The organism is Streptomyces sp. 796.1, assembly GCF_047525675.1.
GTDB lineage: Bacteria > Actinomycetota > Actinomycetes > Streptomycetales > Streptomycetaceae > Streptomyces.
Map to the genome: position 1 here is coordinate 63,884 of NZ_JBLIWA010000013.1, position 12,252 is coordinate 76,135.

At 66.6% G+C, this 12,252-nt stretch carries 13 protein-coding genes; 10 read left to right on the forward strand and 3 right to left on the reverse strand.

Features of this window, described 5'->3' with window-relative positions:
* The first annotated feature begins 633 nt into the window (after positions 1-633).
* From ACMA1D_RS11325 to ACMA1D_RS11360, 8 genes are all read left to right on the forward strand, one after another.
* Entirely contained in the window at positions 634-1,026 is a 393-nt protein-coding gene (locus ACMA1D_RS11325; protein ID WP_414723767.1) for a hypothetical protein, read from the forward strand.
* Between the two features lie 291 nt (positions 1,027-1,317).
* Entirely contained in the window at positions 1,318-1,749 is a 432-nt protein-coding gene (locus ACMA1D_RS11330) for a hypothetical protein (protein WP_414723768.1), read from the forward strand.
* A gap of 40 nt (positions 1,750-1,789) precedes the next feature.
* A complete protein-coding gene (locus ACMA1D_RS11335; RefSeq protein ID WP_414723769.1) occupies positions 1,790-2,119 on the forward strand; it encodes a hypothetical protein in 330 nt (109 codons plus the stop codon).
* A gap of 369 nt (positions 2,120-2,488) precedes the next feature.
* Positions 2,489-2,944: a hypothetical protein gene (locus ACMA1D_RS11340; RefSeq protein WP_414723770.1), complete on the forward strand. Its 456-nt coding sequence runs from the start codon at positions 2,489-2,491 to the stop codon at positions 2,942-2,944.
* Between the two features lie 260 nt (positions 2,945-3,204).
* On the forward strand, positions 3,205-3,666 hold the full coding sequence (locus ACMA1D_RS11345; protein WP_414723771.1) for a hypothetical protein: 462 nt from the start codon (positions 3,205-3,207) through the stop codon (positions 3,664-3,666).
* Between the two features lie 181 nt (positions 3,667-3,847).
* Positions 3,848-4,186 (forward strand): hypothetical protein, encoded by a 339-nt coding sequence (locus ACMA1D_RS11350; protein ID WP_414723772.1) that lies wholly within the window; start codon positions 3,848-3,850, stop codon positions 4,184-4,186.
* 575 nt (positions 4,187-4,761) lie between these two features.
* Positions 4,762-5,247, forward strand: a complete 486-nt coding sequence (locus ACMA1D_RS11355) for a DUF2247 family protein (RefSeq protein ID WP_414723837.1) — start codon at positions 4,762-4,764, stop codon at positions 5,245-5,247.
* A gap of 324 nt (positions 5,248-5,571) precedes the next feature.
* Positions 5,572-6,336: a barstar family protein gene (locus ACMA1D_RS11360; protein ID WP_414723773.1), complete on the forward strand. Its 765-nt coding sequence runs from the start codon at positions 5,572-5,574 to the stop codon at positions 6,334-6,336.
* A 79-nt stretch (positions 6,337-6,415) separates the two neighbouring features.
* Here the strand turns inward: ACMA1D_RS11360 and ACMA1D_RS11365 are convergent, their stop codons facing one another.
* Both ACMA1D_RS11365 and ACMA1D_RS11370 read right to left on the reverse strand, forming a co-directional pair.
* On the reverse strand, positions 6,416-8,164 hold the full coding sequence (locus ACMA1D_RS11365) for a hypothetical protein (protein WP_414723774.1): 1,749 nt from the start codon (positions 8,162-8,164) through the stop codon (positions 6,416-6,418).
* Entirely contained in the window at positions 8,165-8,872 is a 708-nt protein-coding gene (locus tag ACMA1D_RS11370; RefSeq protein ID WP_414723775.1) for an ABC transporter ATP-binding protein, read from the reverse strand.
* A gap of 520 nt (positions 8,873-9,392) precedes the next feature.
* On the opposite strand from ACMA1D_RS11370, the gene ACMA1D_RS11375 reads away from it, so the two are divergent.
* Complete coding sequence (locus ACMA1D_RS11375; protein ID WP_414723776.1) at positions 9,393-9,878, forward strand: DUF1269 domain-containing protein; 486 nt, start codon at positions 9,393-9,395, stop codon at positions 9,876-9,878.
* Positions 9,879-10,053: 175 nt separating this feature from the next.
* Here ACMA1D_RS11375 and ACMA1D_RS11380 read toward each other — a convergent pair whose 3' ends face one another.
* Positions 10,054-11,196, reverse strand: a complete 1,143-nt coding sequence (locus ACMA1D_RS11380) for a Ppx/GppA family phosphatase (protein ID WP_414723777.1) — start codon at positions 11,194-11,196, stop codon at positions 10,054-10,056.
* A 439-nt stretch (positions 11,197-11,635) separates the two neighbouring features.
* On the opposite strand from ACMA1D_RS11380, the gene ACMA1D_RS11385 reads away from it, so the two are divergent.
* Complete coding sequence (locus tag ACMA1D_RS11385) at positions 11,636-12,112, forward strand: SRPBCC family protein (protein ID WP_414723778.1); 477 nt, start codon at positions 11,636-11,638, stop codon at positions 12,110-12,112.
* Positions 12,113-12,252: the final 140 nt, after the last annotated feature.

The following is a 12,252-nucleotide window of genomic DNA, read 5'->3' on the forward strand; positions in this document are numbered from 1 at the left end:
CGTTGGGTTAGATGTCTTGCGTCAGGTGGTGGGTGGTGGTCGTTCTGGTCGGTGGGTTCTCAGTCCTGGATGGGCGCGGGCGACATCACGGCGGGCATGCGACTGCGGACGGCGCGACGATGCGGGTGGCCTTGACCCGTCATTTCAGCGAGTTGCAGCGGACTCATGATCTGACGGTTTCTGGGGTGCATACGTATTATGTGGTGGCGGGCGGTACTCCGGTACCGGTGCACAATTCCGGAGGGGCGTGCCAAGAAGTGACCCTGCCTAGGGTGAGGTTGATCCAGCTACTCGGTAGCCGTACGTCAGACGTCTTGAATCTGCGCAGACTACCTACGCAAGGTAGTGGGATTCACTACTCGGACGAACGGCTAATTCAAGAGGTTCAGGATGGATTACGATCCGGCGAAGGGTCCCCATATTAACGTGGAAGTCGGCAAGGGGGCGCCGCACGTAAGTGGGCAGTGCCATGGAATGGAACAGAAGACGATTTCGCGAGAACGCTTGGCGGTAATTCATGACGCTCGACGGTGTATACGGAACTAGGCCCGACCTCCTTCCTGGATTTATGGTTCGAGTGGTTCGTGCAGATCAGCAGGTGACCGACGGCTGACTTGGGTTGGGCGGCCGGGTGTGCAGTTGCTGAACCTGGATCGGCATCTCCAGTACGAGCATGAAAGCCTTAGTCATTACCCGCGTAGCTCTGACGGTGCAATTGCGTGGGATGCGGTTGCTGATGGTTTGGTGCTCAGCTCGATGGAGTCGGGTTCCGTCGATCTGGGCGTCGCAATTCAACAGTTCGCGCCGAAAGCTGGCGGCCTAATATTTTTCTGGGAGAGTCTGGCGGTTCCGAGTGTAGAGATGGGGCTTCAATTCTCTATCTCTCATCTGTCGGACATCGCGGAATCCGTACCGGAATTCTGGGTGTATTCTCCCGGCGACCGCATTGTGGTGGAGAGCTCGTTCACTGGTGTAGTGACTGTGGCCCATATTCCTGTGGAAGCAGACGGCCAGAGTCCTGTGTAACGCCGTTTGACGGCAACGCTGACGGCAACGTCAGCGGACGACCACCGCTGAGGGCGGCGGCTCTTCGGGGCCGCCGCCCTCAGCCAGTGCATTGCTCAGGGAGTCGATGGCCTGGCGCTGGAGACGGAGTCGGACGTGGGCGTAGACGCCGGCGGTGACGCCGATGTGGCGTGTGGGAGAAGTTTCTTAAAGGTGTTGGGGTTAAACGTCTTGCGTCAGGTAGCGGATGGTGGTTGTTCTGGTTGGTGGATTCTAAGTCCTGGGTGGACACGGGGCGACAGCACGGCGGGTATGCGGATGCCGGACGGTGCGACGGTACGGGTGGCCTCGACCCGTCATTTCAGTGAGTTGCAGCGGACTCATGATCTGACGGTTTCTGGGGTGCATACGTATTATGTGGTGGCGGGTGAGACGCCGGCGCTTGTCCACAACTCCAGCTACTCTGTGTCAATTTCGAAGGGTCGCTTGGACCATATATGGGATCGGCATGTTGTTCGCGGCGGCGAGCTCCCCAGCAAGAGCAAGTTCTCGACGACGAGCAAAGCGAAGATCCAGAAAATGATCAATCGCGCACTAGATGGCCAGACCGGCGACTGGGCGTACTACCACAAGTTCCCGAATCCGGTCGGCCGGAACGGGGCTGGAGATGATCAGTACTATATTCGGGTTGTGGTTCGTGATCGAAAACTAATCACAGCCTTCCCGTCTGAGGGGCCCGAGTGACGCGTGGTTGTGACATCGGGCTCTCACCCAAGGAGGTGTTGTGGGCGTAGATGTGGCCCTTGTGCGCGTGGGGCAACGAGAGGGCAGCCCGACGAGGCGGCGCACGAGTCAGGTGGACGCTGTTCTCGATCTTCACGACAAATTCGCCCGTCTTTGCGGATCGAGCGTGCTCCCCATGCTGAGTAGAGTGGATCCCTACGGGACTCTGATCTTGAGTTCGAGCGAGATGGATCAGTTCATCTCGGAAATCGAGGTCGAATTCTTGCGGGTCGAAGATCCTGCAATGAAGGAGTTCCTGGAAAGCGCACTCAGGTTGGCTCGCGAATGTCGCGAAAAAGGGGAAATGAAGTTGCGTCTAGATGGAGATTGAAATCCCATACAGAACCTGTTGTCGATGAGCGCGAGATCAGTACGCCCGTCTTTTGCCGTGCAGTAGATATCGGTGTTTGACGGCAGCGCTGACGGCAACGCAGGCGAACGTCGACGGCCCCGCAAGGCATCTTGCGGGGCCGTCGACGTTGCTGGAGGCGGTGCAGAGTTACGGCGTGGGAACTGTGCCGCCATGGGAGCTGGATGGGCGCGGGCGACATCACGGCGAGCATTCCGGACGGGATGGGGGCAGGTGATTATGCCGGATGGGAGCATCGTCTAAGCGCGGGCAGCTACCATCGCCCCGAGTCCGAATGGGCTGTACAAGACGGGATTCCCGATCATTGGTCCAAACTAGGAGGCTGGAGAGATGAGCTTCTCCGTGTCGTTCAATCCGGCCGAGCTGCCTGGTGCTGCGGCGCCTGCTTCAGTGAGACCGGAGGCGGGTGACGGTTACGAAATCCTGGTCATGGAGGCGTGTAGCGCCCTCTCTGATGCCGGAGGTAGCAGGTTCCACATTGGCGGCTTCGGGACTGATGAGTGGCCGCTCGATGTTGCGTATGACTTGTCTGCCTTCATGGAGCAGTTCCCGTCGCTTCTGGCGAGTGTGCGCGACCGTCGCGAAGTCGAGGTGGATCTCTACTCGCAGGGTATCGAGAGGACTTTGACCTTCCGTCCAAGCGGGGATCTCGTGGTGATTCACTGTGATTCGCGGACCGATTGGGTTCCAAATCCGGAGCACGAGAGCATTGCACGGAGTGAGCTAGTCGCGATGCTCTCGAAATTGGCCGAAGACTTCGCCAGAGGGTTGAAGGCGATCAATTAGGAACTGTCGGAGGTCGCGCCATTCGAACGTTGGCCCGAGAATGGGATCTGAAGAGATGAGCTCCTCTGTTTTGTTCAATCCGGCGGCGCCCTCGGGTGCTGGCTTCGGCTTCAGCGATCCTGGAGTCGATAGACGACTACGAAACCCTGGTCATGGAGGCGTGTAGCGCATAGCGGAGTGAATCCGCCTCTGTTCTATCCAAAGGATGGCGGTTACGGAGAAAGCGCCACTCGTGAAAATCTTCCTTTGGGGTACTGAGAATGGGTATTCATGAAGCCGTAGACGACGTTCTCGGAAGATGTGCGGATGCTCGGTTCTCTGAATCGGCGAATCTCTACGTCGCTCTTTCTCTGGGGCGGCTCTTCTGGCCGGAGACCAAGCTGGTGAATGGATCTGTGTTCCTCGCGCTCAATGCGGGGGATGCGGAAGAGATCGAGCGTCGGGTTATTGCACGCGGTGAATCTGGCGAAATGGCATGGAGGCAGCTCGTCGACAGCTTCAACACCTTCGAGATTCGGTATCTGTTTGCCGATTGGTCCGGAAGTTCAGAAGCTGTGGAGGACGCCGAGTTGTGCCTCACGCAGTTCCTGCTTGAAGCGTGGGCGGCCAAACTGAGATCAGATTTTCCTGATCGCAGGTTCAGTGTCGAGCTCGACGGGGATAGCGCATCAGATGGCCCGTGTATCTTGGTGCGGCAAACTCATGCGGTCCTGGATCGGTAGTCCGAATGGTGAGTGGGCCCACAGGGAAAGCCTCAGGCGGGGTCGGAGTCGGCCGACGGTTACTCGGCACTAAAGTAATCCCATGGCTGAAGACCGCCGGGCAGGATTTGCTGGACGACATTCTGACCAATCTGCAAACCACTACGCGAGTCCAAGGTGATTGCGAGGCTGAATCAGCTTTATGGTCAGTGACTCTCTCTACCGCGTAGAGAACCAGCAGTTCAGTGCCCTCTTCATGTTGGGTGCGGAGGACGACAAGGAAACCGTTGAGAACGTTGACGCTGAACTAAGCCTCCTGGATGGGACGCGATGGAGTGCCACGTTCATGGCGCTAAGGGCGATCGAACAGGTGATGAATCGATGGCAGGGGTCTGGGGAATGCGCCAGCGGTGCGTACTTCCAGTGTTCCGACCTCGTGATCATTCCGGAGGGGGGTCTGGCGGCGATGCTGGATTCCTTCAAGGGGATTATCGATTCAGGTGGGCCTGAAGGAGTTTTGCAACTCCTGAGTGACGACTGAATCGCCGTAGATGCTCCTGCGGAGCGAAACAGGATGCCTCTTTCCTGGGTGACGGGAAAAGGGGCATCCTGGGTTTTGACGGCGACGTTAGCGGACGACGGCGACTGCGGACGCCGGACGCCGGACGCCGGACGGTGCGGGTGGCGTCGACTCGTCATTTCAGCGAGGGGCAGGGGACACATGATCTGACGGTTTCTGGGGTGCATACGTATTATGTGGTGGCGGGGGAGGAGCCGGTACTCGTTCACAACTCCAATGAATGGTATGGAGTTGGCACTATGGAAGCGCAGGAAATTATCGGGAACGCCAAGGGGTACCGGCTCGGAATTAGAAGGGTTGCGGGTCATAGGACAGCGGCCGTCATTGTTGATGACATTGCGATAAGGTGTCATCGCCCGACTTGTAGGCGGCGACGGAGTGGAGCGGCTGTCGGGCCAAATGTCGGGAGAGATGAACGGGGAGGTTGGGCGCCTTGAGCGGCTGGTTGAGTGCGGTGAAATCGGGAACCCGATCATCCACCAAAGGTTTGTATATGGAGGAACAGTCAACGGGATTCCGAACAAGCCGTGAATGAGATGGCCAGGTTTAAGGTTCCGGGAAGCTTCATTGTCGGCCGTGTGACCCTAACGGCCTCGGAAGTGGCTTACGGTAGGCGCTGGGGGTGGCTGGACGATCACTCCACTGTGCAGATTATCCTGGCCAAGTTGCAGCAGGGCGGTGAACTGTCGGAGGCGGAAAAGCGGTGGGCGCTTGCGCTGCCAGAGGAGATTCTGCGTGGGGGTCTTCCTGATATTTCAGCAGGCTCCGCCGATGAATCACCCGAGGTTGCTGCCGTGTGGGTGTATCTCTCCGTAGCTTGGCTGTGTGAAAACGTTTCAGTGCGCCGACAGTTGTTCGATGCCATCGAGCAACTCTATGCGGATTTCGACTATCCGGAGGAGGTGGAGGGCTTTGTGCAATACATGCCGCCTCCCCCTGGGGGTAGGGCTGGAACCCCTGGAATGACTGAAAGGCTGGAGTCATTCCTTAGGGCTGCGGGCTCCTTTTGCGGGAATCGGTGATGGGGATTCTGGGTTCGGTCGGTGAAAGGTTGCTGAATCGAATCTGATGCCCTGCCAAGCTGCTTGGGTTCCTGTGGCTGTCGCAACACCCATTTCAGGGGATGGGGACTTCGAGGTCCCTGGGGACCGTAGGCCGCAGGGCTTCAGGAAGCTTCGTGCTGAGTAGGCGGAATGCTTCTACAGCAACAGAGGGGCGTCTCGACTCATTGGCGTGTGTGAGCGGGCCAGTCGCGAGTGGCACTGTGCCGGACGGATCCGGTGAGGTGCCGGGCGCCCGCTCGCGTCGAGCGGGCGCCCATTGCCACACCGGTTTGGAGATTAGGCATGGCTGGAGAAAACCCGGTAGCGGGGAAGGTGGATTTTCCGCTTTACGTGGTATCGGATGAAGAGGTCGAAAGGGTGCTTGTTGCGGCTGAAGAAGTGGAGGGTTTCTTTGTCGACTCGGAAGAAGAGTTGCCGGAAGTTGCCTTTCTGAGGGTCCATGAGGTCGCAAAAGGTAGGCAGAGGACCGATGATGCGGTGATGGCGGTCGTGAATCGCCAAGGGGAGAAGATCGGCGAGTATTTCATTGGCCGGGTTGTGCTCGGCGATGCGGGAGTAGAGGAGTCAGGCGGAGATATTCTGAGAGTTACCTACCAGTTCTTTGGTAATCGCTGCGAGTATCCCGAAGCTGAGAGAATTTGGCCGCGTTGGGCATCAGGGGTAGCTCTGGAGACGGGTGAATGGCTTCGGTGGCCGGTGAGCTATCAGGACGCATGGCTGCACGTCGTTCAAAATTCCTGGTTCGCTACGAACCGTAGGGCTGCTCGCTACGGGGCGAAAGACATTATCCACTTGGACGGTGGACAAATTTCGACGAAGTCGGGATTTTACTGTGCATTGGGCGAGGCGGTCAATGGCCCGGGTGGGTACTTTGGGTCGAACCTTGACGCTCTCGCGGAATGTATATCTTCAAGCTTCGGCGAGGGGCCCCTGGTGAGGGTTGTCTGGCGGAACTTTCAGGCGTCTCGGGAATCTCTCGATCACGCCTTCCTGGATTCGCTTGTTGGGCTAATGCGTGAATTTCGCGTAGAACTAGCCACTTGCTAGCTTTGTGGGTACCTGGGTGGGGCAAATGGCGTCGCGTCATTCTTGTCAGCCATGAGTAAGCGATTCTGCCCCCGTCCCCTCACCCAACCCCCCGCCCCCGCCTCCGTACCCACCAAGCCCCAGCCGCCCCCACGCCCAACACCCACACCACCAACACCGCCCACAACGCGAACCCGCCCCCCGCCGCCAAGCTCTGACCAGAGCCCTGACCAAAACCCTGGCCAGAGCCCCGCCCATGCCCCTCAGCCGATACGGCCACCAGCAGGGCCGGAGTCGTCAGGGCGAGGAGTGCGAGGGGGCCGCGGACGTACCAGAGGGCCGCCTGAAGGCCGCCCGTGTTGCCCATCGGGGTTTCCGTGCCGAGTAGGACGTGTGTGGGGAGGGCGCCCCGGTACGCGCTGACCAGCGCTGCCGCCGCGTACGCGGGAGTTGCCGCGATGAGGAGGGCCAGGGCGGGGTGCCCGTGGCCGGTCGCCGCGCAGATGGTCGCGGCCGTTGCCGTGCCGATGAGGGAGAGGGCGGTGGGTATGACCAGGTGCCACAGGGCCAGCGTGCCGGCGGGGGTCGGGAGGGGCGTGGCGCGGCGGGGGTCGTCGGTTTCCAGGCGGGCGGGTTCGGCGAGTTGGGCCGCCGCCAGGTAGCCGGCCACCGCCGCGGCCAGCACGGTGAACACCCGGGCGCGTTGGCCGAGGCCCGGCGCGTACGCGGCGAGGCCGACCGCGACGCCGGTCCACACCGTCGCCCACGCGAGCCGGCCCGGCGCGCGGAGCAGGGCCGTGGCGTCGCGCCAGGGTATGAGGAGCCAGCGGTGGCGCGGCAGCGGCAGCCGTAGGAGGGGGCGTGCGCCCCGGGCGCTGACGCCGTGCGGGCCTGCGCCGTGTACGGCGGTGCGCGCCTGCCGCAGATCGAAGCTGAAGATCGCGGCCGTGACCTGCGTGGCCACCGTGGCCCGGCGGCGCAGTGCGGCCAGAGGGACGAGTGGGGCCTGTCGACGCGCCAGCCACAGCGCACCCGCCACGGCCGTCGCGGCGAGCAGCAGGGCCACCACCCACCCCGGCACCCCACCCGGCACCCCACCAGGCAACCGGCCGGACACCCCCGCCGAGGCCGAGCCCTCGCCCAACGCCGCGACCAGCGGCTGGACGGCCCAGCCCCAGGGCCCCGACCACAGGCACAGCGCGCCGAGCGGCGTCGCCACCCCGTACGCGGTGCCGGCCGCCGCCGCGCCGCCGAGAAGTATGACGACCGCCCAGGTCACCGGCGCGGCCCGGGCCGCGTAGCGGAGCGCGGCCCGTTCGCGGCGCTCGATCGCGACGCCGAGCGCCGTGCCGATGACCGCGACGACGACCCCCGCCCACGCCCCGGCCGCGGTCGCCGCGAGCCACGGCCCGCCCCGTACCGTCGACAACAAGAACCCCGCCACCCCGCCCACCACGGCGCCCCCGGCGGCGGCCAGCGCGGCGGAGCCGTACAGCCGCGGCAGCAGGATCGGCGCCCGCGGCAGCGGTGTGGGCAGCAGCCAACTGAGTTCCGGCAGGCCGATGGTGACCGGGCCGCGCCACAGCGCCGCCCGCGCCGTCAGCGTCAGGACCAGCACCACCAGCACCGGCGCGGTGACGGGCAGCCCGGCCAACAGATGGGCGCCGAGCCCGTCCTGCGGATCGCGGGCGTGCCCCGAGCGGCCGGCGGCCAGCAGCAGCGGCAGCCCCCAGGAGGCCCCGAGCAGGACGACGACGTACGCGGCGAACCAGGCACTCTTCCGCTTCTCCTTGCGCGCCGCGGTGCGCAGGGCGTGCAGATAGGCCAGGGCCGGATGCGGCGACCGCACTCAGCGACCGCCCTCGCCCGCGGCGGGCTCCGCCGCCGCACCCGCCCCGTCGAGCACCAGCACCCGGTCGGCGATCGCGCGCAGCTCCTCGTGGTGGGTGGCGACGAGCACCGCGGTGCCGGCGTCCCGGTGGTCGGCGAGCCGGGCCGCCAGCGCACGGCGGGCCTGCGCGTCGAGCCGCTGTTCCGGTTCGTCGAGCACCAGCAACTCGTGCGGCCGTACGAACGCCGCTGCCAGCGCCAGCGCCTGCGTCTGGCCGGAGGAGAGCGCTGCGGGCAGCACGTCGGCGCGGTCCGTCAGCCGGTACGCGGCGAGTTCGGCCGCCACCGCCTCCTCGGCCGCTGCCACGCGGGCCCCGTGGGCCAGCGCCACCAGCATCAGGTGTTCGTACACGGTCAGGTCCGGGTAGTGCGCCCCGGTGTCCAGCACGGCGGCGATCCGCGACCTGGTCCGTGCCTCGTCCGCGCCGATCGGCGCGGACGCGAACTCCACCGTCCCCGTACTCGGCTGCTCCCGCCCCACGGCGAGGCGCAGCAGCGTCGACTTGCCCGAGCCGTTGTCCCCCACGAGCGCCACACACTCACCGGGCGCCACATCCAGCGTCACCGACCGCAGCACGGTCTGCTCCCCGTACCGCCGCCCCACCCCCGCCAGCCGAAGCAGCGCCGCCCCCGCCGCTGCCCCCGTCCCCGCCCCTGTCTCCGTCATCCGCCCACCGTATGCGGGCGGCCCGGGACGCCAGCGGGCGGGCGGCGGAGGGGAGTTGCCCGGCGAGGGAGCGGCCTGCGGCCGGTGGGGCGGGGGTGGTGTGCGGCCGTTGGCCGGGGCGTCCGGTCGAGGAGCGGCGTGCGGAGTGGTGGCAGGCGCCGCATGTTCCGTACGGGCGGTGGCCATCCGGTACGGCCGACGTGTGGCTGTTGCGCCGGCCCCGGCCCCGGCCCCGGCCCCGGCGGGACAGCGGCCGGCAGGGCAGTGACCGGCACGGTGGACGGTTTGCGCCGTACGGGCTGCGCGTACGGGTGAAGGTCAGCGAGCGGCCGGCGGATCGTCGTGGCGTCGACGGTACGACGAACCGGGCGGGCAATGCTCAGTCGTGCGGCCCGCGCCCGCGCGCGTACGGGCTGCCCGCGAGCGGCCCCGATCCCGTGCCCGCCCCCGGCCCCGACCCGTACGCCACCGCCCCGACCTCGCCCGCGCCACCGCCCCGACCTCGATCCGGAGACCCCGTATGGCCACGTTGACCGTCTGGAAGTTCGACACCCCGCAGGGCGCCGCAGACGCCGAAAGCACGCTCCTCCAGCTCCAGAAACAGGAGTTGATCAAGGTCCTGGACGCGGCCGTCGCCTCCTGGCCGGAGGGGGAGAAGAAGCCGAAGACCCGGCAACTGCACGACCTCACCGGCCTCGGCGCGCTCTCCGGCACCTTCTGGGGCATGCTCTTCGGCCTCATCTTCTTCATGCCGCTGTTGGGCGCCGCGGTCGGCGCCGCGGCCGGCGCGCTGGGCGGGCGGATGGCCGACGTCGGCATCGACGACGACTTCATCGATTCGGTGAAGAGCCAGGTCACTCCCGGTACGTCGGCGCTCTTCCTGCTCTCCCAGGACGCGGTGGTCGAACGCGTCCGGGCCGCCTTCCCCAGCGGCCACGCCCAGCTCATCGAGTCCAACCTGAACGCGGAACAGGAGGCCAAGCTGCGCGAGGTCTTCGCGGAGTAGCCGGGCCGGGCCGGGGCCGGCGCCGCGGGCCGGCACGCACCGCTCGACCGTGCCGGTGCTCAACCGAGCCAGTGCCCCACCGCCGGCGCGGCCCCCACCGCGACCGCGCCCACCACCACAGCCCCTCCGCGCCCCTGCGCGCCCCTCAGCTCAACTCACCCGCCGAGGCCAGCCCTCACCGGCGGACCGGCGTGAGGGCCGTCCGCAGCGGGCAGTCGTCCGCCGGCTGTGGTGCGGCCCACGCCGCCGGGGGCCGCGCCTGCGGCGGTGCGCTGCGCTGCGCGGGGACGACCTCCGCGCGCGGGCCGTGCGCTGCGGACACCGCGTACGGAGCGACTTCCGCGCGGCGGGAAGGACCCGCGGGTTCGGGCTCGGGGGCCAGTTCGGTCCACCAGTCGGCGCCGTCCTCCAGGTAGCGCAGCAGGATGCCCTCGCGCAGCGCCCACGGGCACAGGACCAGCGACTCCACCCCGCTGAGCTTCATCGCCGTGTGGCCGATGATCGCGCCGGCCAGGCTCTGCCGGGCGCGGGGCTTGGTGATGCCGGGCAGTTCGGCGCGCTGGTCGGCGGGGAGCGCCGCCAACTGGTCGATCGCGGCGCGGAGGTCGCGGCGGTGCAGCACGCGGTGGGCGAACGGGCCGCGCCGCCCGGGCGCCGCCCCGCACAACCGCGCCAACTGCTGGAACGTGCGCGAGGTGGCGACCGAGGTGTGCGGGTTCTCCCAGCGGACGCGGGCCGCGGCGTCGCGCAACTGGTGCCGTACGGCGCGGCGCAGGGCGACGATCTCGGCCGCCGGCGGGGGGTCGGTCGTGGTGAAGAACTCGTTGGTGAGGCGATTGGCGCCGAGCGGCAGGGACACCGCGAACTCCGGCAGCCGCCCCCGACCGAAGGCCAGGTCGAACGACCCGCCGCCGATGTCGAAGACGGACAGCGGACCGGACCGCCACCCCATCCAGCGCCGGGCCCCGAGAAAGGTGAGCTGGACCTCCAACTCGCCCGGCAGCACCCGCAGCGCCAGCCCCGTCCGGTCCCGCACCGTGCGCAGCACGTCCGCCCGGTCGGGCGCATCACGCACCACGGCGGTGGCGAACGCCAATGGCCGCGGGGCGCCCCACCGCTCGGCCACGTCGACGGCCGCCGACACCGCCGCCACCAGCCGTTCGGTGGCCGCGGCCCCGAGCCGGCCGTCCTCCGCCACCTGCTCGGACAGGCGCAGCTTCCACTTCGCGGTGTGCACCGGCAACGGTGCACCGTCCCGCGCATCGCTCACGGCCAGCCGGACCGCGTTCGACCCGACGTCAATCAGGCTTAACCTCATGGCCATCCAATACCCCCCGTATGGACATGAGATGCGGGAGGAGTGTGGAAACGGTCGCGACGGGTCCGGTTCACCCCGCTAAACGGCGCGAACCACACCGCGGCCCGCCGGCCCGCCCCCCATTGTCGCCCCGACCCGCCGCGCCCCGCGCGGCCCGACCACCGCGGATTCCGGCCGCCCACACGACCGCCTCGGTTCGGTATGGCTGACCCCATGCGACCAGCCCCGCGCGACTGACTTGCTCCCGTACGAGTGCTGCCGCCCCCACCCCAACTCCACCGCCACCGCTGCCGCAGCGATTTCCACCGCCCCCCGCGCAGAAGTGACCGGCTTGGACCGCCGTTCCTGGGTACCCGACGAGCCGTACGCAACCGGAGGGCGGCCCGCCCACGAGGGCGGCGACCCGATGGGGAAGAGGACGACGCGACGAGGAGGACGTGTGAGCACGGTGAAGGAAACGGTCGACGTGGCGGCACCGCTGAGCAGGGCGTACGACCAGTGGACGCAGTTCGAGGAGTTCCCGCGCTTCATGGAGGGCGTGGAGGAGGTCAGGCAGCTCGACGACCGGCACAACCGGTGGGTCACCAGCATCGGTGGGGTGCGGCGCGAGTTCGACACGGAGATCGTCGACCAACACCCGGACGACCGGATCTCCTGGCGGACCGTCGCCGGCGACACCCGGCAGCGGGGCGCGGTCCGGTTCGAGCGCCTGGACGAGGCGCACACCAGGGTCGAGCTGACGATGGACTTCGAGCCGACCGGCGCCATGGAGAAGGGCGCGGACGCCCTGGGCGTGATCAGCCGCCGGGCGGCGGGCGACCTGAACCGCTTCAAGGACTACATCGAGAACCGCGGCAACGCCGACGGCGGTTGGCGCGGACGCCTCCGCCCCGGCGATGCGGGACCGACCGCCTGAACCTCGGCCGCCCGCAGGCCCGGCCGGCTCCCACCACGACGAACCTGAGCCTCGGCCCACCTGAAACCACGGCCGATCTACCCGCCGGACGCTCGACCAGCCGGGGGACGCGGGCCCTGCTGCCCCGCCGGGCGCGCGCG